The organism is Candidatus Baltobacteraceae bacterium (assembly GCA_035502855.1).
Classification (GTDB): domain Bacteria; phylum Vulcanimicrobiota; class Vulcanimicrobiia; order Vulcanimicrobiales; family Vulcanimicrobiaceae; genus Aquilonibacter.
The window spans coordinates 229,786-253,375 of record DATJTX010000016.1 but is presented as its reverse complement, the minus strand read 5'-3'; the positions used below and the strand labels follow the sequence as shown (position 1 = coordinate 253,375).

Here is a 23,590-nt window from a genome sequence, read left to right as displayed (position 1 = left end):
TCAACTGTAACGATCTTCGAGTGGCTCGACTTCTGACTGCCAATCCACGAATTCCGTTTCTTCTACGACCGTCGTCTCAAGCGGCTTGTGATGCATCCGTCTGGTTCGGATCCGACGTGCCTTCTTGGTTTCCTCAACACCGGCGCGGCGGCGTTGCTCCAACCGTTCATGTGATTCAAAGACAGCGCGCTGGTCAAAATCGTCTTTCCCTTCCTTAATCGCTCGCGCGTGAAACGCCCTCCATTCCCATAAGCTCATATTCGCTCGTAACGGATCGCGCAGTTTTAAAGCGTAGATCTCGTTTGTATCAGGCGCAACGAAATAAAGATCATTGATTCTGCGCGGGTCCTGGAGGAACGTGAAGAGCTTCCCCTTTCCGCTGCGGCATTTTTCCCCAGTGTATGGACCCAAAGCTTCTCCTACGTACACGAGATTCTCGAGTGCAACGCCATATGGTTGAATCGTGCGTTCTACGACCGGCATAAGATCAAACCGCAGTCGATTCTCATCATATTGCCGAGGCGCCAGACCCACTCCGCGGAGGTTTGTACTACCGAGAATTGCCTTCTGGTACGCGGATAGAGGCGTGCGGCCCAGTGTTCTATGGAGTTTTTGGTGATAGGTACCTGTGATCCACTCGGTGACAATGGCATTGAGCTCGCGGACGGTGAGCGCTGCCATTTCTTCTGAATTGTAGTCGCCACGCTTCTGCACGTTTGAGAACGACGAACCCGGAAGCGTGTGCAGCATTTCGTTCAGCGTGCGGATCATGCGCTCCACGTGCCCACCAAAGTGAGGAGAACCTACTGGTCGATGATCGATTATGACGTCGTGCAGTTTGCAAAATCGATGAATCATCTTCCCCAGGAATTCTCTCCCATTATCAAAGTGGAGCGCCGCCGGCTTCCCCCAGCACGGCCAGATTGTCGGCACGTCGCACTCTTTGAGCCACTCATCTTTCGGGAGCATCGCATGAAGCAAACACAATCCCGTTGAGAGTGCCCCAACAGGATCCAGCGAGATGTAGAACCCCAGGATCATCCGGCTATAGACGTCACATGCAATGGTTATGAATGCGCGCCCGACGCATTTTCGCGTCTCCTCGTCTACGACCATGATATCCAGCTTGGTATGGTCAATCTGAACCAACGACCACGGCCCGAAATGTTGATTAAAGGTGCCGTGGTGCGGGGTAAGCGTATGCGCGATTTTCCTGTTCCCTCTCGCAACCTCGACGGCGCGTAGGCCGTGTTGGTGCCTCAGCCTCTTGAGATGAGTTCTAACAGTGTTCATGCTTGGTAACGGCAAGTTGTCACGCCAACATGTGGCCCTGACATCTTCACAGATCCGACTTATCTTGAGGTTTTGGTTGGTGAGGTATTTGCCATGAAACGCGGCCGCAATAACGTCGATGACACGCGGATCGAGCCGAGCTTTCCGTGGTTGGCCAACGCCCCTGTCACATAACGACCGGGCGTCGCGGGTCTCCTCAAATCGCTGGATAAGCCGGTAAAGCGTAGCGACGCTAAGGCCGGAAGTTGCCACGGCTTCTCTAAGGTTCGGAAGATACGGTCGACCGGCCTCAATCGCGGCTTGTATAGCCTTAAACCGCTCGTGCGCCTTCGTAAGTTGTTTCGCGTCAATCGTCGTCGGATGGATATAGTCGAGCTGCAGCGCACTCATCTGTGATGTTGCGTTGTCGGCACGTATACTGACAGCCAAGTTGGGCAATCCCTGCGATTCGCCCGGCTCGGGATCGACGCGGACGGGAGGAGCTTCGGGTTGACCTTTTACGAAACGCGATCGAAGGCCGGTGAGCGCGTCGCGTATGCCGTCCCCAACGGCGCTAACGTTGAGAGCCATCCGCGAGCCACACCGGAGATGAATTGCTGAGTGGAACGCCATCAAGGTCAGTCGCAATGACGCCGTTTGCCAGCATGTGCCAAATCGTGAAAAGCAGGACCGCGCGGCGTTCAAGATCGGGACTTAAGTACTCTAGCAGACGATCAGGCGACGCTGTCCCTAGTAATTCCAACGCTTCGCGGATGCAGGCGATTTCTTCGGGCTCCACGGCGCTTGACCGGTACGGCCAGAGTTGTGTGATGTTGTCGAGCCGCAACGTGCGAATCTCGACTTCAGTGAGGATCTTGAACGTTCTGTCGATCGAGCGTGCGTAGCGACAGCCGGCCCTAAGACGGGGATGAAGATCTGGCCACTGTTCCGCGAGGTCGTCCCGATACTTGACCTCAATGTATGATTGCCGGCGTCCTGCTTCGGGAAAATATGTGACCAGAAAATCGGGTGTGTAAGAGCCATCGCCGAATTCAATGCGAGTTGGCTGCTCCACAATACCGGAAACGAGCGGATCAAATTCAAGGAGGATAATAAGGTCGCGTTCTAGCGTTGACTCAAACGCGACCAATCCTGGTTTCTTCTGAGCGGGAACGTGCCCGGTAACGCTGCGACGGTTCGGGCCAAATTTTCTGATAGCCGCGGTCCTAGTGTCTTGATTCGCGGCTCTTTTCTTAGCTCTGCGGCGTTCCGGCAAGACATTGCCCTCCGCGCCCTCAGGTGATATCCTAAGGGCAGGTTATCGAGTTCCGCGCCTTTGCTTTGACGGTGAAAACGCGGTTTCGGCCTCAACGAAAGCCTCGCGATGTCAGTCGCGATGGCTTTCTTGCATCTGTTGCGTATCGATCGCGGCGGGGCCGATCGCCACTGACGCTTACTCCCTTATATCGTGATCGCAATCCCTTTCCCCGATAGCGGCCTGATGGTGGATGTAACAAAAAAGACCCGCTTCTGCGGGACTTTTAAGACAAGGTCAGGTTGGAACAGGCTCGGCATCTCGGTTCATCATTCGCTCAAATGGCCGCTTCAGTATGAACCATCGCCCGCTCAACTTCATGCCAGGGAGGTTTCCGGCTCTTACCGCTCGCCGAACCACGGGAACAGTAGTACCTAGTCGCTCCGCGACTTCCTCGAGTGTGATTGTGTCCCGTGCCTCTGACATGCCTCGTGCTACCTCATGCTTGTGGCGCAGCCTTCACTACAATATGCGAGGTTGCTCCCTGACGCAATGGATGGTTTCAACCGGCCTACGGCCATCCATCGGTAGGGCAAACCTTGGCGAAATCGCCAGAATCGGACGATGGTGGTTCAGCAATATTGTTGAATTGTCGCGCCATGAAGAGCGATGTCTCTGCCGTCGGATCTGTGGTCGCTGATTTCATCGAGAACGTTCTTGCTGTGCTTGGCGCCGGCGGCCTCTACAAGCTCGCCACAGCTTTTGCGGAGATTCACCGTACCAAAGGTCCAAACGCTAGCGAAAGAAACAAACGCGCCCAAGCGCAGATCTGCGAGTACAGAAGAGACCGGCGCCCACCAGATGCAAGTGTCGCCTGGGATCTCTTCGAGGCTTGCGCACGCGCGGGTACTAACTACTCGAGCGGCTTTCTGGGAATAGTCTACTGCGGGCATCCGGGTGATGTTCTTGGCGTTCTGTGGTGCATGCGAATGGTCGACCACAAGGATGCGTTCTACCTAGATCGTTTGCAGGAATTGACGCTCAACGCTCCTCTCGCAACAGGCAACCCGCTGTACACCGGCGACACGTGGCCTGATATCGATTTGCCCGATGCCGCGTTGTCGTCTGATTCTCTGGTTGTCGCTAGAGCGCGGGAGACATGCATACTAGATGCAGCCATTCGAGACGAGTTCGCCGCCGCATGGCAACTGTGGAAAGCACTACCGCATAACGCCACAGAACTCAGCCGCCGCTATCGTGGGTTCCCGACGCATACCTTCCTCGTCGTTAGCGACAGTAACATTAGGCTCGCGGATCGGTTCTTGACGATCTTGCAAGACACATTTTGGTTCACCTGAGTGTTTGCGCGACGATTTTGAACACATTCCATCTTTGGATTTCTCGTCGCCAGGCTGCCCGCAAATTCACGCCAAGGGGGTAAACCAGTTGGATTCAAAGCGCTTTATGGCAAAAGGGCAAACTTTTAATCCAGCGCCCACCGCGACGGACGCCGAGATCGATTGTGAAGCCCACCAGCTGCCGATCGAGATAATCGTCAAGCGGCTCGTTGAAATCGCCGGCATCGTTGTAACCGGCTCCGTTGGAGGCGTGAAAGACGAACGCGCGGTGCGCTGTTGGATTGCGAAAGATCGGCACCCCGAGCGTGAGTTGCAGCTGCGCTTTGCCTATCGAATCGCGAAGATGATCGCCGGAGCGTGCGGTCCGCACGTCGTGCAGGCTTGGTTCAAAGGATCGAACACATCGCTCTCGGATCGAGCACCGGCGTTGTTGCTCAGGGACGATTTCTCCGACGAGACGCAGCAAGCAATACTTAGCGCTGTCCGTCGTTTGCGACAATAGGAGGTCGAACCCGATGCTCGCCGGGTGTCATATGCGAGAGATTCGCTTCTAGGCGAACTCTAAGGCGGAAACGGGTCTGGGTACCACTGATCGAATGCGCGCGGCTTGCCAAGGACCGTGACGACGACGGTGTCCGCCGGCACACCTGCGACAGTGGCTCCATCAACGAATGTATCAAACAAGGCGAGTTCCTCGCCAACACATGTGGTTGGTGTGCACTCCGCGGCTGATCGACACGCGACACCATCGATTCCTGCGGCGTATGCGCTGGCTCCAATCGGTTGGCATTGATTATGTGGAACGCCGTACGGATAATTTGCTGCTAGACCAATGGCGCGCAAGCCGTCGTCGGTTACGGCGTCAAGCACATTGGCATTTGTCACATCCACGTCAACGAGGCGGGGCCGCGCGCTCGGCCGTAAGTCGAAGAGTTGAATGGCGCGACCTGCATGTTGGTGTCGCGCATTAGCCGCAGCAACGGCGATCGTTGCATTAAGATAGAGCGCGCCAAACGCTGATCGTGGATTCCAGCGCCCGCCATGTAATTTTGAGAAACCGGTGTTAAGTGCAGATGACCACGCGGGACCAATGACGCGGTAATAGGTGCCCGCGCGCGTGATCGTCTTCACTGGGCGTAGGAAAAGAGCCGAATTAGATACCCGTTCACCGCATCTGGTCCGTGACGTTTGATTGTATCCAGGATGGTGCGATCCGGCAGCCAGTCATCGTTCGTGCGTACGATTTCCGGTATGCGCTCCGGCTTGATGATACGGTGAAGCAGCAGCGCGAGGTCGACTATGCGCGCAACGCTCGCTCGCCGTGCGGACGGAATGCCGGTCTTGCGCCAGCCGGCGATCGATTCTCGGCGGACCGGGAAGAGATCCGCGAGTTCTGCTTCGGAAAGTCCGAAGATCGTCTTGATAGCGTCGAGGGCGCCATTATCGTTCTCGAGTACGCTTGGCCCGACCGGCGCGTCGTCGGGAAGGGAAATGTACTGTGTGCCTAGCGCGTGAACGCTAAAAAGTCCGGCCTTACGAAGGACGCCCGCGATAAATTCATGAGGATAGAGTAGCCGCTCGAGTAATCGAAAGCGGGGAGTTCGCCCGCCCCCCTTTTTCTCGTCCATTCTCCTATCCTACCACCACATTGTAGGAGCCTACCAGGTGCCTACGGTGAGCGCCACTTTCCGTCCTACTTGAGCGACTTTTTGACGCCAAAAATACGAACAGGCGTTCGGGCTCGCTTGCCGAACCCGCCGACTGTGGCCAAGAATAGTGACTCCCAGGCCGTGGAGGCCGTCAAAAGGCTGATAACGGAGAAGCTAACAACGCGGGAGCGTGCGAGACTGCAGGCTTGGCTTCTCGCAAGGTTCGACGTGCGCGGCTACGACCGAGACAAATTGCCGCGCTAGTTCCGCCGCGGCAGCAACGCAAGAGGCACGCAATTTGGCGGCCTTCTGTAGTTTTAGGAGGAGTGCTCCGTGCCAATTGATGTAAGCCGTCTCCCGACGTTCTATCACAGCTGGGTAGGCAATGCATTGCGTAACCGTCGCTACGACACTGAGCTAATCGACGATCTAACTCACGCGCGGGTGAATTTCGACGATATGGCTCGCTTTTATCATCGATCGATTGAAAAATGGGACGTTCCGGGTCGCCGCGAGGGGCGAGAGGAGCAGCTCGATAGTATGCGCCTGGGCGAGGCTTATTGTGAAAACGTCGTGACTACCATTGATGAAGTGGTCTCAACGCTGAAAGGCTTTAAGTAGGCTGCGCAATGATCAAAGCGCTGGTCCCTCTGCGTTAAGACATGTCTAGCGGCAATATCGGCTTAGGAACGCTCGCGCTTTTCCGCGACGCATCAAGCACACATCTCGTGATTCGAGACATCCAAAACGCTTTCGAAGGGGCCGGGTTCCCGCACACGCTAGAGTCAGAGGCTACTTCACGAAAGCCAGTCTTTAACAGTTACATAAACTCACTCGATTTAGCTGACGAGTCTGTTCAAAGACGGCTGCGTCGTGCGCTAGCTCAGCTCTTAGATGTGATCGCCGTGCGCAGCGCGCAGGCGAGTATTCCGCTTATCAACGCGCTCAAGCGAGACGGGTTGACGTGGCACGACGGGGCACTAGACGCGCAGGCCCCTGCGCCCGGCGCCACGACGACGGCGCCCACCTACAATGCTGCACCTTCATCATCGAGCCCAACGATCGTCGCAAACGAGATCGAAGAGCTTCTGCGAGCGGTTCCCAGGGCACTTCGTGAGCTACAACCGGAGCATCGTCACGACCACCGCACGGACACGATGCCGATGGAGGACGAGTTTGACCTTCAGGATCTGCTGCGTTCATATCTCATCATGCGTTATCCGGTGCTGAGCGACGAAGAGTGGACTCCAAAGCTCGGTGATCGAGCGGGCAGGGTTGACTTTGCGCTCCGAGGCGAAAAGGTCTTTTTAGAAGTCAAGTTTGTGAGGGATCGAAATCACTGGGACACCAAAGTCGAGCCAAGTATCTATAAGAAGATCGAAGTCTATTCGCGCGACGCAGATTGCGATGTGCTACTTATCTTCATATATGACCCGACGCTATGCTTACGAGAGGCAGCGAAGCTTGAGCGCGATTTTTCCGGCGAACGCGGTGACGTCAGAAAGCGATGGATACTGCGGACAGTAATAGCGCCGAGCCTTTAAGGACGTCGTTTTTTAGTCCCTGACAGCGCGCTTGGTAGTTGTGACCGTTTAGGCTGGGCTTGCGCGCTGACGGGCCGTGCTCCGGGAATGAGTTCACGCATCATTCGGAAGAACTCGTACATAGGTGCCGGCCCCTCGGTTCGGAGCACGTCGAGAACGCTGCGATTACCGAGCCCGCGCATCGGACCGCGAACGATCGCGGGTAGAGACTGTTTCTTGAAGAGTAGAGCGAGTTCTTCGGCGACCTGAGCAACACGACTGACGTCGGCCACCCGGTTATTAGGAACAGTACCTTCGAACCACTTATCGATCGCTTGACGCGTGACGCCGAATATGGATCCAAGTTCCGGGGAGGATAGCTGAAACGCATTCCTGATAATTAGCAGTTCGCGCGAAGCTTGGGCACGGAAAGCTCGCGTATCCGCTTTCGCAAGCGCTTGTACCGACAACCGCACGGGTTTCATTGGTTTGTGGCTCGTAATGGGCTTTACGGGCGCATCGACAGGCAGCGGCACACTCCTATCGCCGGCGAGCTTTCGTCCGCCTTTATCCGCCAGCGCTTTTCTCGCGGTTGCCTTTTTGTTCTTCTCGCGCGTTTCCATCGCCATGGCCCATTCTATACTCGTGGCGCAGCGGCGGCAACCACTTTGCACCTAACGCGGAGCGAAGAGGCTGCTGTCAATCACAACGACCAGGAGTGTGCTTCGGTTGAAGTCTGCTATTTATGTCTCGACTGTTGAATGCTCCACCGCGCCGCCTAATCTAATTCCACCGAATGAGGGCCCGCTTTAGAATCGGCCGACGGTGTTCCCATGAACCGTCGCCGATGTCACCGATCGTTGTCGACTCGTCGGAATGCAAGACTGGCCAAAGGACGATCAGATATTTTTCGAAATCACGCATATAGTGGACAGTACCCGGCCTAGGGCCGCTGCGGGACTTTCCTTTCCTAGATCTTGCTGTGAGTCTAGGCGGCTGTCCCCTCGCGACTCGCGGCTAATCTGTGGTTCCACGCTTCCTGCCACGGGAGGGAACTGATGGCGAGAAACCGCCGAAAGACAAAGGAAGCGCGAACCGCCCTTAAACTGTTTACCTTCATCGCCGGAAAGCTTGGAGCAAGCGAAGCGGATCAGGCAATGCCTCTAGGCGTGAGCCGCGGCAGCGTCCTTAGCTCGCGCTGTATCGCTAAGCTCGACCGGAGGCGCGCAACAGCGTCATTATTGTTCCGTGGCAGCGCAAAAAGAGATAGTCAATCTCTAGCGATGTATCGATCGGCGTCCTTCCGATTTCGCTATGACGTATCATGAACGAGTTCCCGATCTGGGTCAGAGTCTTTGCTTCCTCCTCCATCAGTTCGCGAAACGACGCTTGTGAAGACGTTCGGGCGACCAACGCGGATACGGACACCTTCTTATCCGGATCCTCTAACGTCTTTAGACGTTCCCAAGCATCCCAAAGCTTTTCAAGAGCCTCCTTTCGCACTTCAGGACGAGGATCAATGAATTTCGTACGCGCCGCCGCCAGAAGGTCATCCAGCGACGCATCGCCGGTGCTAAACGGCATATTAAGTACAGCAGCCTGTTCGGCGGGAAAAAGTCGCGTGACGCGCCCACTCCCGTTAAGCTCAAAGGCGAGGCCATGGCGACGAAAGACTTCGTTCACTGCATCGCGCAACTCGCGCTGGCCTTCCGACCTGTCAAATATGAGGTGTGAGTGTCCAAAATAGTCGTGATAGTCTCGTTCTCTCGGTTTGCTTAACCGGGAGAAGCTGAATTCGATTAGGTCGAATAACTGATCCTGACTTTCGCTCGGTGCGTCAGTCCAGCGGATGTTGCGACCGTTTGCATCCCGCTCTAGGAGACCGACATCTGTGCCTACGACGCCCCGGCCGTCTGGGCACGTGACAGGGTAGTATTCAGCGAAGAAGTTGCGTCCGACGAACGTGTCAATAATCGCGCGGAGACCTACATCTGCTTCCGAGGTGCTTGAATCAATTGTCCGGGGCCGCAAACCGTGCTCCCGCTCGGTGAAGTATTCCATTTCCTCTCGGTCCAATCTCGCGCCGGATCTCCAGCGGCGCTTTGCAAGGCGAAGCTACGCTTGAGTGACTCGCTTGAGTTCTCCGACAAGTGAGTCAAGATCAGCTTGAGTCTTTTGCAAGATGCTCTCGAAGCAGGTGCAGCAATACCGACGTTTATTGGAGAATGCGCCTCCAAGCTGAGGAATTAGAAAGCACTTGGTGCCGTTTGGCATTGAAACATTGCAGCGTCTGCACTCGCACACCCTCTGTACTTCATAGACCGTCGGTGCGCCAAGACTGGCGCCAATTAGCGATGGGACGCGTCCCTTAGGCTTTGCGGTTTTCATATTCGGTTTTCGCTTTTCTGACGCGGCGCGCTATGGTCTGCACTACATCATTGACCTGGCCAAGAACCGCGTCAATTTCCTCTAAAGAACACAGGGAGCGGTCTTTACCGAGGCGCTTGTTGATCTCTTTATTCACCATCGCGATCGCCGCAACAAGATTGTTTCGACCACTTATCCCCAAGGCTGTGTATTGATACGGAAGTTCACGACCAGCAATATCAAGCTCGACGTGGTTTAGGACAATCTTAGCGAGACGAGCTCCTTGTTCATACAAACGCTTGCGAGCTTGTTCGAGAGCGCGTTGCGGCAAGACGGGAAAGCCTGACGAAGGCGGCCGCTTTTGCTTACCACCGGGCTTTGACTTCTTTACGAGTTCTTCGGCTTCACTCGGGTCAAGCCCAAGTAACTCCAAACGCTCCCGCAGCTCCGCGACAATTTCCTGGTCCTCAAGCGGAGCGAAGTCTTCCTCCCAGAGCCCTTCGACAATTTCGCCACGTACAACGATGGGGCTCTCATCCGCGGACAATCGCGCATCCCCCTCGCGCACTGAAATGGGGACCTCAGGATCAGCGCCTTCTATGAGTTTCGCCCAAAAAGCCTCATCGTCGCGCTCAAACTGCTTGAACTCACTCAAACGCCGATCAAGGTTCATACCCAGGTGCGTAACGATATGTCCGACATTATCTGGGTGCGTCGGATTGTTCTGCACGATCACGCGCATGATCCGGCCCACGAACTGTACGTAGGGAGAAAGAGACCGGAAAGGACGGAAGATCGCCGCAACACTCAGATGAGGATGATCAAAACCCTCTCCCAGCATCTGCACCTGTACTATGCAATCTAGTGTGCCATTCTTGAGCGAGGCGAGGACGCGCTGTTGCTCATCGTAATCTTGCTTGCTATGAATGATGTCCGCAGTATAGCCGCGCTCTTCGTACATGGAGCGCAGGTCTCGTGCATGGTTTATCGAGCAGGCCACCGCAATGAGCTGATGCCGTGTCCCGGTCTGCCGCAGTTCCTCCAGCCTCTCCAGGCTTGAATCCACGATGTGCTGATTGCAAAGCGGTGCAAGAGCAACTCCTTTGCTGAACCAATCCTCTTCCTTGAGCTGCAGCACCTCATCGAGTGAATACTTACGCCCGCGCGAATCGCTGAAGCTGAGTTCGATCTCCGACGGAGCGACATAACTCGCCTTTAGGCGTTTGATATAGCCCTTTAGCGTAGCGCTTCGAAACGAGTATCGATAGACGAGTTCTCCATCTATCTCCCGACGATCACTCCGGAAGGGTGTCGCAGTAAGATGAATGACCTTAGCCGCAGGGAATCTCTCAAGTACTTTTTTCCAACTCTCTGCAGCACTGTGATGGGCTTCGTCAACGATGATCATGTCGAAGAACCCATCGGGAAACTGGTTCAACCACTTGTCAACGTTCGTGGCCAGCTGCTGAATATTGCTGACGACGATATGAGACTTGGTCGCTACGGACACGTTTCCGCTGTCAAGCGTACATACGAACGGACCAGCCACCATTTGCGCGCCGGTTAGTACGCCAGCCTTGCGCCAGAAGCATTTTTGACGGTTGGTGATGTCCATCGCTTCCAGCAAAACCGTTTTGATCGTGAGATTCGGCGCGATTACCAACACTCGCCCCTGGGCCAGCCCCAACGGCAACAGCGAAGAGATGCCGGTCTTCCCGCATCCAACCGGAATCTGCAGTATCGCCCGATTACGGCCGGCGCGAAAAAATTCGGCGGTGCGAAGGTAAGCCTCTCGCTGCGGCTCGCGCAACGATTCATTTCCCTCTACGTTGAAGTCGGCCGCGGCAAAAAAAGACTCAACGGGCTGATTCGAACGCGCCCATGCATCGAGTTGCTCCTTCTCGAACATCCACTTTCGGCCGACCCGGTTTGCGGGAACCCGGCCCTCTCGAGCGAGCGTATACAGAACCGTCTTCCCCATCCGAAGATGTGCGGCGGCCTCCTCGATCGAGAGCCAACCTTGGCTATTTATCATATGCTGTCAAATGATAACACATGATAAAATCCGAGAGAAGACCCGCTTGCGCACGGGGGTGAGCTCGCGGCTTGCCGGCCTCGAACGCTTGGGGCAACGTCGCTCTCCTAGGAAAAAAGAGTTCCAATGCCCGCCTGCCTTGCTTTCGCGCGGGCGCGCCCGCGCTACTATAGTCGCTAAACGGCGTCGAGCCCCGTCTTCGGGACAGGCGCTGGAGGAGACCAGATGAAACAGACGGTCGCCTTCTTGCCCGACGAGGACTCGCTCGGCCTGGGAAGATCGATCCGCGGCTACCCCGTCCTTACGTATCGCGAGGTCGGCCTGTCCCGTGGGGCCAGCGACATCAAGGTCGAGGAGCATGGCCGCAGGCATAACGCGATCGTCTTGTCACGGAATCGGCGGGACTTCCGCCGCGTGATGCGCGACATCGCGCGCGTCTCCACGTCTGGAGAATGCCAGGCGATGCGCTGTAAGGAAGGCGGAGGTCTAGTCACGGTCGATCCGCGTCTTAAGTCGTTTAATTTCGCTCGCGTGAGCAAATCGCTCGTTCTTGGCGGCCAAAGGATCGACTGGGACGACGTCTTCGTCCTCAATCTACGCGTGCACATTGGCGCCGATGAGCGCGTCACTGTCACGCTCCTTCCGCGCTGCGAGCGCTGCCTACGTCTGCACAGCTTTGAGTGCGAACGTTGCGACCAAATCGGAATCGTCACGCTGTACGAACGCCAATTTGGCGTTGTGATCGCGCCCCCGTGGGCTGATTTCGCGCGCTCCGACGAACGGTGACAATCATCGAAGCGGACTTACGATCACAGACGCGCCAATGCACATCGCCAGCCTCGAACGTCCTCTGACTCGCTATTTTTCAAAGAGCGCCGTTATCTCCACGTTGACATCTTCGAAGTCGGGAGCGATTGTTATCAAGCCCCGATCGATGCCCAGTTGGCGCGGCGGAGCGCCAGTTACCGGTACCAGCTTCGCCACAGCTCGGCCAGCGACGCAGATGATGATCTCGCGCTCGCTGCCTTCCCGCAACTCCCGGACCAACCCCGATAGGTGACTCTTCGCCTCGTGCATGTTCACCATCTTCATCGCCTCAGTCTAACAGGCTTAGCGACGTAGCGCGATTCGATTCGAGCCCGCGCCTTGAAACTGGCGACGCGGAAAGCGGACAATTCGCGGAGATCAATGGCAAACGAAGGGCCCCACCATTTTTGGCTTCGTAGGATTTTCTCATCGCTAACTGCGCCGGTTCTCACACTAAGTTGAGTCGTGGCGCTCGGGGTTTCTCAGTAGTAACTGGTGCCTACAGGCGGACCGCTCGCCAAACCCGGGGAAATCTCGCTCGCGCATCATGGCGTGCTCTTTCTCGACGAACTACCCGAGTTCGGTCGCGGCGCAATCGAGGTGATGCGTCAGCCGCTCGAAGAGGGAACGGTGACGATCGCACGCGCGGCCGGCACGTTCACCTATCCCGCGCGCTTTCAGTTGGTTGCCTCGATGAATCCGTGTCCGTGCGGGTATCGCGGATTGCGTGGTGCCGAATGCCGCTGCGATGACGCGAGCGTCGCCAAATACGTGAGCAAGCTTTCGGGACCGTTGCTGGATCGCATCGACTTGCAGATCGAGATCGCACGCGTACCCTTCGACGACATGGTGCGCCGCGACGGCGCCGAACGCTCGGCGGTGATTCGCGAACGCGTGGTTGCGGCGCGGGCGATTGCCCGCGGGCGTTTCGCCGGCACGCCGATCGGCGCCAACGCCGAGATCCTGCCCAGCATGATGCGCACGTACTGCCCGCTCGACGACGCCGCGATGCGCGTGCTCGCCAAAGCCAGCGCGAAGCGACAGTTCTCGGCGCGCGCGCTCGATCGCATCGCGCGCGTCGCGCGCACGATCGCCGATCTCGGCCACTGCACGGATATCCGCGCCGAGCACATCGCCGAGGCGATCCAATATCGCAGCTTAGAAAGGCTAGACGGGCGGGCCGCCTGACTCAGCCGATCTCCTCAGGTGGCGCTACATGCGTTCGAGACGGCCACGCTAACCCAACGCTGGTGCTCCGGGTCCCAGCGGTACTCGCGCTCGAGTCCTTTGCTAGCGATTCACACGCGCGCTCGTGCAGACGGGCATTAAACTGGCGAAGGTCCCTACCAAGTGCTGCCGTCTGCAAATTCAACGGCGTGGATGTAGCACTCGTAAATGGAGCCGAGACGCTGATCGAGGTCCGATGGACTAGAGCGTTAGACGGGGGAAATCTATTCGTGGCGCTCGGTATTGCATTGGCGCCGGGAGTATAATGAATTTCGACCGCACCCAATGCTGGCTAACAGAACGCCAAAAGAGTTTGCGGCGACTGGCGAAAATGCGAACCGAAGCCGATTTTCCACGGATCGCGCCGGTCTACCAAACCGGGTGAGGGTCAACGCCGCCTGATGTCCAAATCGCAATCCTCCGCGAAAGCGGGGCAACTCCACGCCTGCGATCGCATCGTCGCGATCGAGCTCGTCGGCGATCCGGTTGTGCTCGATCAGGTAACCGTCGTGTGAAGGACGAATTCGCTCGCATGCAACGTTCGTTCTTTCTCGCCGGGGTCAGTTTTGCCGTCGCGGCAGCTCTGGGTGCGTGCACGCCAGGCTACGTGGTTCCGCCGAACTACGGCACGACGCCGGTCATCACGCTGCCCGGCGGCACGACCGGTAACGCGCTCTCACTCGACGCGGCGAACCAAACCGCGGTCGTCACGGTCAGCGAGACCGGATACGGCGGCACGTTCAGCGCGCAATCGAGCGCCGCGAGCGTCGCAACCGTCACGCCTGCCTCGGGAACGAGCTTTACCATCACCGCGATCGCGGCCGGCACGGCGACGATTACATTTACCGACGCCTACGGGGATCTTGTGACGCTCACGGTGACGGTCACGATCACCGGCGGGGTCGTCACCTAACTACAGCTGCAACACGCCGATGCTGCCGCTCTCGTTCTCGGTGAACCAGATATTGCCGTCGGGTCCGACGGTGATGCCGAGCGGATCCCCGCTTGGATTCGGCACGACGTACTCGGTAATGGTTCCCGCGGTCGTGATGCGCCCGACCGCGTCGTTGCCGCAGTCGGCGAACCAGAGCGCGCCGTCGGGACCGGGCGTAATGTAGGCTAGGTGCGGTGCGCCGGTCCCGATCGAACTCAATGGGCCGTATTCGGTGAGACTTCCGCTCGTGGTCATGCGGCCGATCATATCCCCCTCGGTAAACCACATTGCGCCGTCCGAACCCGCAGTCATGTACACCGGCGGTTCGGTCGTGGTCGGTGGAAACTCCGACACCATGCCGCCGGAGATGCGCCCGATGACGGAGTTGAGGGAGTCGTCGAACCACACCGCACCGTCGGGCCCGAGCGCGACGCCGTACGGGATGCCGGTGTCGGGAACCGGCACCTCGGTCAACGCACCACTTGTCGCATTGATGCTGCCGACGACCTCGCCGGCATTTTCGCTGAACCAGGTATTCCCGTCCAAACCGGCTGCGAACGCGAGCGTCCCGCCGTTCGTCGTGGAATAGGTCGTAATCGCGGCCGACGTCGTCACCTTGCCGGCGAGGCGGTGCGAGTAGTCTCCGAACCACACGTTGCCGTCGGGGCCGAGCGTCGCGCCGACGGGTGAGTGAAAACCGTCGGCGCTCAGCGAGTGGCTCGTATAATCCGTGCCGTCCGGTTTGATCGAGCTGACAGCAATGCCGTCGTTTTCCGTAAACCATAGGTTGCCGTCGGCGCCAGTGGCGATTCCCCACGGCCCCGTCGTCGAGCCGATCGAATACTCGGTGACCGCCGGCGAGGCCGCCGGTGCGGGGCGCAGCGTATTCGTGACGGTCAACGTGAACGTCAGCGTTCCGTCGCTGATTGCGAGGCTGCAGCCGCCGTTCGAGATTTGCGTACCGCCGACGACGAGCATGGTCGCGCTCGTGCCGGTGCCGACGATCGTGCCGGCGCTCAAGACACTGTTGCAACCGTCCGGCGTCGCGATGTAGGTCGTACCTGCCGCCGCGTTTGGTTCGGAGATCGCGAGCACGTGCTGTCCTTCGGGATAGGTATTGAGCTGCGCGGGCGCGGGCGAATAGAACACCGTCGGATTGCTCACGAAGAGCGTCGGCGCGATCGTCAGATTCTCTTGCGTTGCGCCGCCTTGACCGTTCACCGCAGCCGCGCTCAGCGTCACCGAGGCCGAATACCCCGCACCGCCGCCGCCGTCATACACCGCTTGCACCGTATCGGTCGCTTTGGTCAGCGTCACCGTCGCCGAAGGCGTGCCGCCGTCGAGTTCCAACTGCGTGTGTCCGCTGCCGCTGCCGCCGGACTCGCCGACGGTTGCGGTGATCGGATTCGCGTACGGCGCATTTGACGTGCCGGCGGTGATCGGATTGTCGCCGAAATCGGTCGGCGCAATCACCATCGAGACCGCATGCGTGCGTCCGTCGCCGGGTTCATCGATGCTCTGCGTGCTTCCGCCGAAACCCGCGACGATCGCTTCGATCGGCGCGTTCACCGAGTTCGTGGTTCCGCCGCTAATCGATTGGGTGACGCCTGCAATGCCGAGTTCGTGCGCGCTCGAAGGGATCGTGCCGTTCACCGGCGCCGCGTCGTAGAGGATGAAGACGAAATCGTCATCGCCGGCGGGCGCCGTCACCGCGATCGTGCACGTCCGTCCGCCCGCCGTCGCGGTGCAGGCGCTGCTCGATGCCGAGATGTCGGTCGCCGCCGTACCGAGCGGCGTCGTATGGTTGGTATCGGAATGCGCATAGGTCGTCACCAGCGCTCCGTTAGCACTCGGCGAGACGAAGGCGCGGCGCTTCACGCTTCCGGCGGGCGCCGCGTTCGGAATGACGATTTTGAAGGTAACGTTGCCGGTTCGTTTGTTCGGCGTGCTGCCGCCCGTAGGCGGAAGCGGCGTACCGCCGCCAGAGCCGCCGCAGCCTGCGGCGGCGAACGTCAAAATACCCGCTAGGGCGAAGGCGACGCAGCGGACCATGCGCGGGCTTTCAACCTCCCGCGCAGGGTCCCTCGCTCAAGACGCGAGCTAGGGATGCCCGTCGTTCGTGTTCGTGGTGGTCGTCGTCGTGGACGAGTTTTGGTTGCCGCCTTGACTATTGGGTTGCGTGACCGTGGTTTGCCGCGTGGTCGAGGTTATCGACCAGGGATGCCAGGCAAAGAGGCCGATCAATATGGCAACCGCCAGGATCACCACGATCCCGAATGCCGCCGCGTTGCTGCCGCCGTCGTCGTGTACGATAACCGGTCCTCGATCGCTCATGCGCAAAAGTTTTCCCTGCGCTTCCCAGGCTTAATCACCAACCAAGCGCTTCACCCGGCGGAGCGGCGGGGGCGGACGGTACCGGTCGGCATCGGCCATGGCGCCGAAACCACGCCGGCCACGGTCATGATCAACGTCGCCGTGCCGCCGACCGCAAAAGCGAGCGCGGTGCCGCCGCGCTCGCACAACCACCCAGCGAGCAGCGAGCCGATCGGGCCGCTGGCGAGAAAGACGTAATTGTAGAGGCCGCCGACGCGGCCTTGCAAGAAACCCGGCGTTGCCAACTGGACGAACGCGTTCGTGGTGGCCGTATACATCGTGTAGGCGATGCCGGTCACCAGCAGCGCCAGCGACACCGCCAAGAACGTATGCTGCGCAGCGAGGATGCACTGCCCGGCCCCGAAAGCCGCGCAGGCCACCAGCAGGCGCGCGCGCGACGCGCGCGCGCGCGACGCCGCAATGAGCGCGCCGATCAACGCGCCCAGTCCGAAGACCGCCGCGATCCAGCCGTAGGTTTGGGGTCCGCCGTGCATCGTCTGTTGCGCGAGTACCGGCAGGAGCACGTTGAAATTGATCGCCAAGAACGAGACGGCGAACATCATCGCGAGCACGATTGCGACCGTTTTGGTGTGCCGCGCGTAGCGCAGGCCGATCCGGATCGAATCGAGCAGCGCGCCGCTGCGCCGCACGTCGGCCTGCGGATGAAACTCGCCGACGCGCATCGCCGCGATCGCCCAAATCACGGGAACGAAGCTGATCGCGTTGAGGAGAAAACACATGCCTAGGCCCGTGCTCTCGATCAGCACGCCGGCCAACGCCGGACCGATGATGCGCGTCGCGTTGTTCAAACTCGAATTCAGCGCGATCGCGTTGCCGAGTTCCGAGCGTCCGACCAGCTGCACCATCAGTGCTTGCCGGCTAGGGTTGTTGAAAACCAGGATCGTGCCGCGCACCAGCGCGACCGAATCGATGAACCATACCGTGGCGAAGTGGAAAAACACCGCCAGCGCCAAGAGCAGCGCGCAGATCGCCATTGCCACCTGACCGACGAGAAGGGTCACGCGCCGGTCGTGGCGGTCGGCGAGAGCACCGCCGATCAGCCCGAAGACGGCGTAGGGTCCGTAGAAAAAGAAGCCGAGCACGCCGACCGCTTCGGCTGAATGTGTGAGCTGGAGAATCAGCCACGCCTGCGCCGCAGTTTGCAGCCAGGTTCCGATCTGGGAAACAAATTGACCCGCGAAATAGAGCCGATAATTGCGGTGACGGCGAAGACTCGCTAGCACTTGCTTTGATTTGCGCCATCAGCGGAGGTTTTCATGCCCGATCTTTCCGTTTTCACCCGGGATCCGGACGTGGCCGAGTTCCCAGCTGGCCACCGCTTCTTTTCAGCCGGTGAGACCGGCGAGACGATGTACGTCGTCATCAGCGGCGAGGTCGAGATCAGCCTGCGCGGAAAAGTCCTCGAGCACGTTCATCCCGGAGGGATCTTCGGAGAGATGACGCTCGTCGATCATCACGAACGAAGCGCCGACGTCACCGCCCTTACCGAGGTAAAAGCTGCCGTGATCGATCGCAAGCGCTTTCTCGATCTGATCTGCAAGAATCCGTACTTTGCGATCGAGGTCATGAAGGTCATGACGGAGCGGCTGCGCGCATTCGACGCGCGGCTCTGAGCGTGGACGCGTCTGCTTAGGCGGACGGATCGAGAGCGGGCACGGCGTCGCCGTCGAGGAAAACGCGCAGCTCACCCGATGAAAATTGCACGCCGCTCCAAAACGCGCCGAACTCACCGTAACGCGCGCTCGCCTCGTCGAACCGCATCTCGTAGATCAGCTTCTTGAAGACCAGCGGATCGTCGGCGTAGAGATCGACGCCCCACTCGAAATCGTCGAAGCCGACCGAACCCGAGATCACCTGCGTCACCACGCCGTGATAGCTTCGCCCGACTTTCCCGTGCTCGGTCATCAGTTTCGCACGTTCCGCGAACGAGAGCATGAACCAGTTGTCCATGCCCTCTCGCTTCTTGTTCATCGGATAGAAACAGGCGTAACGGCGCCGCGGAATCTTCGCCCACAGCCGCGGCCCGACGTACGGACTCTCGGCCTGCTTGCGCACCAGTTCGTCGAAGGCGGCGATCCATTCCGGCGACTGCGGGTTGAGCCCGCGCGATTGCAATTCGGCGTGAATCTTTCCGGTCGCATCGTACATTCCGAGCTCGAGCACCGAAACGTACGAGCCGAGCGGCTGGAGATATTCGCGCGCCTCGAGCTTGTCGACCAGCGTCTGGGCGTACGCCAGTCCGTCGTACGTGCGCGCGTAGTGCGTCAGCATCAGATCGCCCTTGTGTCCGATGATCTGCGCCAGTCCCACGTCGCCGTCTTTCCCGGACTGCAGATGTTCGAAGAGATCGCTCGCATGCGAAGCATATTTTGCCCGGCGCTTCTCGGGCAAACCATCCCACGAACGGCGGTCGAACGCGAACATGCGGTGGAGGATCCACCAGCCCTCGAGCGATTCGGGTACGTTCGGATCTCGCATCGTTTTTTGCTATGCTCCCCGCCGCAGGGCTTTGACGCGCCGCATCTCCGCCTCGACCTCGGCCACGAGCGCCTCGGGGCGCTCGCGGTACTTCGCCCACAGCTGCGGCATGTGCGCGATGTCGTCGAGGACGCGGGTGTAGACGCTGTTGACCGGCGTCGGAATTCCGTGGGCGTGGCCGCCCGCCGCCACCGCCCCGTTGAGAACGTCGACCTCGGTATTCGGTCTGCCGGCCCGAAGATCGAGCAGGAGCGAGGGCGGCTTGGTGCCGCGCCCGCGCGCGATCCGCCGCTGCATGAGCGTGCGGGCAACGGGGCTCGGGAGATTTGCCGAGGCGAGCAGCGCGCGCACCGGATAGCGCGGGAGATCGACCGCCGCGATCCTCATCGCCGACATCACCGCGCGCACTTCCCGGATCATGCGAATCTCGAGCGTGAAGATCTTTTCATAGTGCACCATGCGCGCCGGCAGCACATTCAGAATCGCGCAGCTCGCGTTGGCGACGACGTTGAGCGCGAGTTTGCTCCATTTCAGGGCGCGCCAATCCTCGATCACACACACGCGCAAACCGCTGCTCGCAAAGGTCGCGACGAGCCAGTTGTAGGCGCTCTCTCCCACCGGAGCAAATGCGAGGCCGCCGTCGTGAGTCGCGTTGGCGCGACCGTCCCGGTCGCGATCGACCGGAACCGTGAGAGCGGCGGCGACCACGTTCTTCGCGCCGAATGCCTGCACCAGCTTCTCTTCGTTTCCCACGCCGTTTTGCGGCGAGACGAAGACGCACTTCTCCGGATACGCGATCGCCTTGCGCAGCGTTTCGATCGCGCCGTCGGTATCGTACGATTTCGTCGCGACGATCGCCACGTCGGCATCGTAGGGCGTCACCGCTTCGAGCGGACGCGGCGCATACGCGACCTCGACGCCGATCGAGATCAGCTGGTCGCCCAAGAACGTTCCGACCGCGCCGCGCCCGACGATGTAGACCTTCATGGAGTCACACCGGTGCTGCCGAACCCGCCGGCGCCGCGCGCGCTTTCGGGTAATTCGTCGACGAGCTGAAACTGCGCGCGCGAAACCGGCGCGACGACCAGCTGCGCGATGCGGTCGCCGCGGCGAATCGTTACCGGCACCGAGCCGAGGTTCGCGAGTATCACGCCGATCGGCCCGCGATAATCAGCGTCGATCGTTCCCGGCGTATTCAAGCAGGTCACGCCGTCTTTGAGCGCGAGGCCGCTGCGCGGCCGAATCTGGGCTTCGAATCCGAAGGGAAGCGCGATCGAGAGGCCGGTGGGAACGAGTGCGCGCGCGCCGGGTTCGAGCGTGAGATCGCAATCGACCGCGGCACATAAATCCGCGCCTGCCGCGTGCTCGCTCATGTACGCGGGGAGCGGCAAACCATCCGCTTCGGGAAGCCGTTTCAGCGCAACCCGCACGAGCGTATCCATAGGTGGGGTCATTTAGAAAGCAGTTGCGATAACTCTTCCCGGAAACTCTCGATGTCCCGAAACGAACGATAGACGCTGGCGAAGCGGATGTAGGCGACCGGATCGAGCGCCCGCAGTGCCTCCATCAGCTTCTCGCCGACCATCGTCGAGCTGACCTCGCTCTCGCCGCGTGCGAACAGATCGCGCTCGAGATCGGCTGCGACCGCTTCCATCTGGCTCTCGGAGATCGGCCGCTTCTCGCACGCCTTGCGCAGACCGCTCAGTATTTTCTCGCGGCTGTACTGTTCGCGCCGGCCGTCCTTCTTGACCACGAAGAGACGCGGCGCTTCCATGCGCTCGTAGGTGGTAAAACGATGCTTGCAGCGCGGGTCCAAGCACTCGCGCCGTCGCCGAACCACGGTTTCGTCGTCGCGTGAGTCGACGACACGCGTCTCGCTCTTGCGACAGGTCGGGCAAATCAGATCGTCACCTATATGTAGTGGGTGTCTGTATTATACGGTACTACCCCTAGTAAACGCAAAAAGGCCGGTTATTATATACTTGCGAAAAATTAGGGAGGGATGGAACAGAATCGACCATTCCCCCTGGACGCCGAACCGACCCCCGGCGTAGTATCGGCCCATGCCCCGCAAACGCAAGACCGACTTCGCGCTGATGCCCGAGGAGGACCTCAAGAAGGTCGTCCAGGGCTTGCTTCAGGTCAGCAAGGACGACTTGGACCGGGCCGAGGCCGAGCGCCCGAAGCGCAAGCGCGCGAAGAAGTCCTAGAACAGGCCCAGAATCCGCTCGACCCCTTCGGCAAAGGCATCGAGTGCCTTAATAACATCCCATCGTTCGCCGATCGCTACATATCCGGCGAGGTCGGTCTCGAAATCTACATCCGGGTTCGGCCCCGTGGGGATGACCTCAACGTGCGCGAGTTCGTCGCCCAGGTTTGTCGGAAATCCACTGAAAGCGACGTTAATGAATCCCGTCGCGGGCCTACAATCACGGAATACGCGCGTATCCTCGGGAGCGAAGCTCTTAAGGCTCGGCGCAATGTATGTCAAGTGGATTCTCCGGTGCTTATCGACGTTATCGACACCATCGAACCCACAGAAGCCCTCAAAGGGATGACGATATCCCCTGGCTCGCGATTTCGGACCAAGGTTGAATGGCTGGAAGTCTTTGAGCTTATCGGCGTCGGCGGGGTCCGCCCATTGATGAACGACACTGCCCTGCCACTTCTTCTTATCGGTGACGATTGGGAAGTGGATCATTTGCAGGGTGTTTCGATCCGTGGGCTCGACACCGTTGTAATGGCGCACGGCCAATTGCCAGCACAAGTGGTCGAGGGCGCAGCGAAGGTTATGCGCTGCGTCTCCTACGATGAGACCCCAGTGATCCGGGATATCTATGACGCGGTCAATGCGAACAACTACGCGCCCCTGTTCAGGCTCGTACTCGCGCCGAAGTGTGATAGGGCTACCATCGGCGTAAACTTTCTCAATCTCGACCCTAAGCGCGTCTATGTGCGCTTTTCCGCGTTCGAGCTTTGCGAGCGCGCTGGAGAGGTCTAATGTGTACGCCAAAGGACTATTTTGCGGTAAGCGCCTTGTAGGTCAATCGCTTGCCGTCTGCGCCTTGCGCTAGTTTCACGAAACGCGGCCCGTCCGTGCTCTCGCGCTCGTTGAAGCGGAAAACTTCTTCTTCGACGTAACGCTGCAAATGCTGCACACGCGGCGCGATATACGTACCTTTGACCATCCGCTTGAACACCGACCAGAAGCCTTCGATGTTGTTCGTATGGATATGGCCGCGCACGTATTCGAGCGCGTGGTTGATGACCTGATGATCGTAGCCGTCCAGATCGCGAAGGCGGTAGTATGCGCCGTGCTGGTCGGTGTAGACGGTTTCGCCTGCGAACACGTTATCGCGAATCTTCTGCCGCAGCGTGAAGCCTAGCGCGCTCGGCACAACCCAGGCGCGGACTTTGCCCTTACGCTGCACGATGCCCATGACGATCGCTTTGCCAGCCTGCGGTCCCGTCTTTTTGCGGCCCGCAGAACGCCCGCGATTGCCCTTCTTGCCGCCGACGTAGGTTTCGTCCGCTTCAACCGGCCCGAAGAACTTGCCGAACGCATCGTCGCGCATTCCCTCACGGATACGGTGCAGCATGAACCACGCGGTTTTCTGCGTGACCTTCAATGCCCGCGCAAGCTCGCACGACGAAATGCCGTTTCGGTTGCTCGCGATCAGCCAAATGGCCGGGAGCCACTTGTCGAAGCCGATGGGCGATTCCTCAAAGATCGTCCCGACCTTGGCCGAGAATTGCCCGCGGCAATCGCGGCAGTACCAGCGCCGGTGCTTCGGCATGTAGTCCACGTTCACGGAGCCGCAAGCACGCGGACAGGCCACGCCGTTCGGCCAGCGTAGGGCGACGAAGTAGTCGTGCGCGACCTGCGGGTCCTGGAACCGCCGGACGGCTTCCAAGAGGGTTTCGGGGACCGGCTGAGCTTGGGCTTCCACGCCCTTATTTTACTCTACCGACTAGTTTTTGGCAAGTATATAATAACGAAAAGGCCGTCCAGCGTCCCCGCCGTCCGGCCCTTCGAAAATTTGGTTCGCGAGGGGAACGCCTCGCCGGCGTAGGTTTTGGGCTGCAAAACCTACGAGGCGGCGCCTATCTTGAACATCTTCGTACCGCACTCGGGGCACTTGCCTTCGGTTGCGGGACGGCCGTTCTTCATCGTGATCTGGACCGCGTCTTTGATCTGTCGCTTGGTTTTACACTTGACGCAATACGCTTCTGCTGCCACCTGTGGATCCTCCAGAGCTTCGGGCGAGGTGCGGGTCCCCGTATTCGGGTA

General features: G+C 59.2%; 28 protein-coding genes. 10 read left to right on the top strand and 18 right to left on the bottom strand.

Annotated features, from left to right (window positions below; genetic code table 11):
• Together VMF11_04455 and VMF11_04450 are read right to left on the bottom strand one after the other, a co-directional pair.
• On the bottom strand, positions 1-1,863 hold the full coding sequence (locus VMF11_04455; GenBank protein HTU69553.1) for a Mu transposase C-terminal domain-containing protein: 1,863 nt from the start codon (positions 1,861-1,863) through the stop codon (positions 1-3).
• Entirely contained in the window at positions 1,847-2,422 is a 576-nt protein-coding gene (locus tag VMF11_04450; GenBank protein ID HTU69552.1) for a TnsA endonuclease N-terminal domain-containing protein, read from the bottom strand. The genes VMF11_04455 and VMF11_04450 overlap by 17 nt, the downstream gene beginning before the upstream one ends.
• Before the next feature lie 764 nt (positions 2,423-3,186).
• On the opposite strand from VMF11_04450, the gene VMF11_04445 reads away from it, so the two are divergent.
• Together VMF11_04445 and VMF11_04440 are read left to right on the top strand one after the other, a co-directional pair.
• A complete protein-coding gene (locus VMF11_04445) occupies positions 3,187-3,885 on the top strand; it encodes a hypothetical protein (GenBank protein ID HTU69551.1) in 699 nt (232 codons plus the stop codon).
• A gap of 4 nt (positions 3,886-3,889) precedes the next feature.
• Entirely contained in the window at positions 3,890-4,387 is a 498-nt protein-coding gene (locus tag VMF11_04440) for a hypothetical protein (protein HTU69550.1), read from the top strand.
• Between the two features lie 59 nt (positions 4,388-4,446).
• On the opposite strand, the gene VMF11_04435 is transcribed toward VMF11_04440, so the two are convergent.
• Both VMF11_04435 and VMF11_04430 read right to left on the bottom strand, forming a co-directional pair.
• On the bottom strand, positions 4,447-5,016 hold the full coding sequence (locus tag VMF11_04435; protein HTU69549.1) for an RES family NAD+ phosphorylase: 570 nt from the start codon (positions 5,014-5,016) through the stop codon (positions 4,447-4,449).
• Positions 5,013-5,513: a hypothetical protein gene (locus VMF11_04430; protein ID HTU69548.1), complete on the bottom strand. Its 501-nt coding sequence runs from the start codon at positions 5,511-5,513 to the stop codon at positions 5,013-5,015. The genes VMF11_04435 and VMF11_04430 overlap by 4 nt, the downstream gene beginning before the upstream one ends.
• A gap of 354 nt (positions 5,514-5,867) precedes the next feature.
• Here VMF11_04430 and VMF11_04425 point away from each other — a divergent pair, with 354 nt between their 5' ends.
• Both VMF11_04425 and VMF11_04420 read left to right on the top strand, forming a co-directional pair.
• Positions 5,868-6,155 carry a hypothetical protein gene (locus tag VMF11_04425; protein HTU69547.1) on the top strand — a complete coding sequence of 96 codons (288 nt, stop codon included), beginning with the start codon at positions 5,868-5,870 and terminating at the stop codon, positions 6,153-6,155.
• Positions 6,156-6,196: 41 nt separating this feature from the next.
• Complete coding sequence (locus VMF11_04420; protein ID HTU69546.1) at positions 6,197-7,078, top strand: hypothetical protein; 882 nt, start codon at positions 6,197-6,199, stop codon at positions 7,076-7,078.
• Here the strand turns inward: VMF11_04420 and VMF11_04415 are convergent.
• The 3 genes from VMF11_04415 to VMF11_04405 all read right to left on the bottom strand — a co-directional run bounded on the left by VMF11_04415 (position 7,075) and on the right by VMF11_04405 (position 11,459).
• The gene (locus tag VMF11_04415; protein ID HTU69545.1) at positions 7,075-7,680 is read right to left on the bottom strand and encodes a hypothetical protein; all 606 of its coding nucleotides are present in this window, start codon (positions 7,678-7,680) and stop codon (positions 7,075-7,077) included. The genes VMF11_04420 and VMF11_04415 overlap by 4 nt on opposite strands.
• 583 nt (positions 7,681-8,263) lie before the next feature.
• Positions 8,264-9,118: a hypothetical protein gene (locus VMF11_04410; protein ID HTU69544.1), complete on the bottom strand. Its 855-nt coding sequence runs from the start codon at positions 9,116-9,118 to the stop codon at positions 8,264-8,266.
• Positions 9,119-9,425: 307 nt separating this feature from the next.
• A complete protein-coding gene (locus VMF11_04405; GenBank protein ID HTU69543.1) occupies positions 9,426-11,459 on the bottom strand; it encodes a DEAD/DEAH box helicase family protein in 2,034 nt (677 codons plus the stop codon).
• Positions 11,460-11,684: 225 nt separating this feature from the next.
• On the opposite strand from VMF11_04405, the gene VMF11_04400 reads away from it, so the two are divergent.
• Positions 11,685-12,245: a hypothetical protein gene (locus VMF11_04400; protein ID HTU69542.1), complete on the top strand. Its 561-nt coding sequence runs from the start codon at positions 11,685-11,687 to the stop codon at positions 12,243-12,245.
• A 72-nt stretch (positions 12,246-12,317) separates the two neighbouring features.
• Here VMF11_04400 and VMF11_04395 read toward each other — a convergent pair whose 3' ends face one another.
• The gene (locus tag VMF11_04395; GenBank protein HTU69541.1) at positions 12,318-12,536 is read right to left on the bottom strand and encodes a hypothetical protein; all 219 of its coding nucleotides are present in this window, start codon (positions 12,534-12,536) and stop codon (positions 12,318-12,320) included.
• A 225-nt stretch (positions 12,537-12,761) separates the two neighbouring features.
• Here VMF11_04395 and VMF11_04390 point away from each other — a divergent pair, with 225 nt between their 5' ends.
• Together VMF11_04390 and VMF11_04385 are read left to right on the top strand one after the other, a co-directional pair.
• Complete coding sequence (locus VMF11_04390; GenBank protein ID HTU69540.1) at positions 12,762-13,454, top strand: ATP-binding protein; 693 nt, start codon at positions 12,762-12,764, stop codon at positions 13,452-13,454.
• A gap of 571 nt (positions 13,455-14,025) precedes the next feature.
• Positions 14,026-14,406, top strand: a complete 381-nt coding sequence (locus tag VMF11_04385; GenBank protein ID HTU69539.1) for a hypothetical protein — start codon at positions 14,026-14,028, stop codon at positions 14,404-14,406.
• On the opposite strand, the gene VMF11_04380 is transcribed toward VMF11_04385, so the two are convergent.
• The 3 genes from VMF11_04380 to VMF11_04370 are packed head-to-tail and all read right to left on the bottom strand — an operon-like array spanning position 14,407 to position 18,044.
• Positions 14,407-16,479, bottom strand: coding sequence for a hypothetical protein (locus VMF11_04380; protein ID HTU69538.1), 2,073 nt, complete (start codon positions 16,477-16,479; stop codon positions 14,407-14,409).
• 48 nt (positions 16,480-16,527) lie between these two features.
• Positions 16,528-16,761: a hypothetical protein gene (locus tag VMF11_04375; GenBank protein ID HTU69537.1), complete on the bottom strand. Its 234-nt coding sequence runs from the start codon at positions 16,759-16,761 to the stop codon at positions 16,528-16,530.
• 50 nt (positions 16,762-16,811) lie between these two features.
• Positions 16,812-18,044 (bottom strand): MFS transporter, encoded by a 1,233-nt coding sequence (locus VMF11_04370; protein ID HTU69536.1) that lies wholly within the window; start codon positions 18,042-18,044, stop codon positions 16,812-16,814.
• A 33-nt stretch (positions 18,045-18,077) separates the two neighbouring features.
• Between VMF11_04370 and VMF11_04365 the strand changes: the two genes are divergently transcribed.
• Positions 18,078-18,434, top strand: a complete 357-nt coding sequence (locus tag VMF11_04365) for a cyclic nucleotide-binding domain-containing protein (GenBank protein ID HTU69535.1) — start codon at positions 18,078-18,080, stop codon at positions 18,432-18,434.
• A gap of 16 nt (positions 18,435-18,450) precedes the next feature.
• On the opposite strand, the gene hemQ is transcribed toward VMF11_04365, so the two are convergent.
• The 4 genes from hemQ to nrdR are packed head-to-tail and all read right to left on the bottom strand — an operon-like array spanning position 18,451 to position 21,199.
• Positions 18,451-19,299: a hydrogen peroxide-dependent heme synthase gene (gene hemQ, locus VMF11_04360; GenBank protein HTU69534.1), complete on the bottom strand. Its 849-nt coding sequence runs from the start codon at positions 19,297-19,299 to the stop codon at positions 18,451-18,453.
• Between the two features lie 9 nt (positions 19,300-19,308).
• A complete protein-coding gene (locus VMF11_04355; protein HTU69533.1) occupies positions 19,309-20,286 on the bottom strand; it encodes a ketopantoate reductase C-terminal domain-containing protein in 978 nt (325 codons plus the stop codon).
• Complete coding sequence (gene dut / locus VMF11_04350; GenBank protein HTU69532.1) at positions 20,283-20,741, bottom strand: dUTP diphosphatase; 459 nt, start codon at positions 20,739-20,741, stop codon at positions 20,283-20,285. The genes VMF11_04355 and dut overlap by 4 nt, the downstream gene beginning before the upstream one ends.
• A gap of 8 nt (positions 20,742-20,749) precedes the next feature.
• A complete protein-coding gene (gene nrdR / locus VMF11_04345; GenBank protein ID HTU69531.1) occupies positions 20,750-21,199 on the bottom strand; it encodes a transcriptional regulator NrdR in 450 nt (149 codons plus the stop codon).
• A gap of 163 nt (positions 21,200-21,362) precedes the next feature.
• Between nrdR and VMF11_04340 the strand changes: the two genes are divergently transcribed.
• Complete coding sequence (locus VMF11_04340; GenBank protein ID HTU69530.1) at positions 21,363-21,509, top strand: hypothetical protein; 147 nt, start codon at positions 21,363-21,365, stop codon at positions 21,507-21,509.
• Here VMF11_04340 and VMF11_04335 read toward each other — a convergent pair.
• Positions 21,506-21,790 carry a hypothetical protein gene (locus tag VMF11_04335; protein ID HTU69529.1) on the bottom strand — a complete coding sequence of 95 codons (285 nt, stop codon included), beginning with the start codon at positions 21,788-21,790 and terminating at the stop codon, positions 21,506-21,508. The genes VMF11_04340 and VMF11_04335 overlap by 4 nt on opposite strands.
• On the opposite strand from VMF11_04335, the gene VMF11_04330 reads away from it, so the two are divergent.
• Complete coding sequence (locus tag VMF11_04330; protein HTU69528.1) at positions 21,791-22,300, top strand: hypothetical protein; 510 nt, start codon at positions 21,791-21,793, stop codon at positions 22,298-22,300.
• A gap of 16 nt (positions 22,301-22,316) precedes the next feature.
• Here the strand turns inward: VMF11_04330 and VMF11_04325 are convergent, their stop codons facing one another.
• A complete protein-coding gene (locus tag VMF11_04325; GenBank protein HTU69527.1) occupies positions 22,317-23,249 on the bottom strand; it encodes an IS1595 family transposase in 933 nt (310 codons plus the stop codon).
• Positions 23,250-23,389: 140 nt separating this feature from the next.
• Complete coding sequence (locus VMF11_04320) at positions 23,390-23,539, bottom strand: DUF5679 domain-containing protein (protein ID HTU69526.1); 150 nt, start codon at positions 23,537-23,539, stop codon at positions 23,390-23,392.
• Positions 23,540-23,590 lie beyond the last annotated feature (51 nt).

Excerpts from the sequence above, each read along its gene's own strand:
- VMF11_04395 (HTU69541.1), bottom strand. The coding sequence starts at position 12,536 with ATGCACGAGGCGAAGAGTCACCTATCGGGGTTGGTCCGGGAGTTGCGG.
- VMF11_04400 (HTU69542.1), top strand. The coding sequence starts at position 11,685 with ATGAAACAGACGGTCGCCTTCTTGCCCGACGAGGACTCGCTCGGCCTG.
- dut (HTU69532.1), bottom strand. The coding sequence starts at position 20,741 with ATGGATACGCTCGTGCGGGTTGCGCTGAAACGGCTTCCCGAAGCGGAT.
- VMF11_04455 (HTU69553.1), bottom strand. The coding sequence starts at position 1,863 with ATGGCTCTCAACGTTAGCGCCGTTGGGGACGGCATACGCGACGCGCTC.
- VMF11_04415 (HTU69545.1), bottom strand. The coding sequence starts at position 7,680 with ATGGAAACGCGCGAGAAGAACAAAAAGGCAACCGCGAGAAAAGCGCTG.
- VMF11_04410 (HTU69544.1), bottom strand. The coding sequence starts at position 9,118 with ATGGAATACTTCACCGAGCGGGAGCACGGTTTGCGGCCCCGGACAATT.
- VMF11_04365 (HTU69535.1), top strand. The coding sequence starts at position 18,078 with ATGCCCGATCTTTCCGTTTTCACCCGGGATCCGGACGTGGCCGAGTTC.
- VMF11_04420 (HTU69546.1), top strand. The coding sequence starts at position 6,197 with ATGTCTAGCGGCAATATCGGCTTAGGAACGCTCGCGCTTTTCCGCGAC.
- VMF11_04385 (HTU69539.1), top strand. The coding sequence starts at position 14,026 with ATGCAACGTTCGTTCTTTCTCGCCGGGGTCAGTTTTGCCGTCGCGGCA.
- VMF11_04430 (HTU69548.1), bottom strand. The coding sequence starts at position 5,513 with ATGGACGAGAAAAAGGGGGGCGGGCGAACTCCCCGCTTTCGATTACTC.
- VMF11_04355 (HTU69533.1), bottom strand. The coding sequence starts at position 20,286 with ATGAAGGTCTACATCGTCGGGCGCGGCGCGGTCGGAACGTTCTTGGGC.
- VMF11_04405 (HTU69543.1), bottom strand. The coding sequence starts at position 11,459 with ATGATAAATAGCCAAGGTTGGCTCTCGATCGAGGAGGCCGCCGCACAT.
- hemQ (HTU69534.1), bottom strand. The coding sequence starts at position 19,299 with ATGCGAGATCCGAACGTACCCGAATCGCTCGAGGGCTGGTGGATCCTC.
- VMF11_04375 (HTU69537.1), bottom strand. The coding sequence starts at position 16,761 with ATGAGCGATCGAGGACCGGTTATCGTACACGACGACGGCGGCAGCAAC.
- VMF11_04445 (HTU69551.1), top strand. The coding sequence starts at position 3,187 with ATGAAGAGCGATGTCTCTGCCGTCGGATCTGTGGTCGCTGATTTCATC.
- VMF11_04380 (HTU69538.1), bottom strand. The coding sequence starts at position 16,479 with ATGGTCCGCTGCGTCGCCTTCGCCCTAGCGGGTATTTTGACGTTCGCC.
- VMF11_04340 (HTU69530.1), top strand. The coding sequence starts at position 21,363 with ATGCCCCGCAAACGCAAGACCGACTTCGCGCTGATGCCCGAGGAGGAC.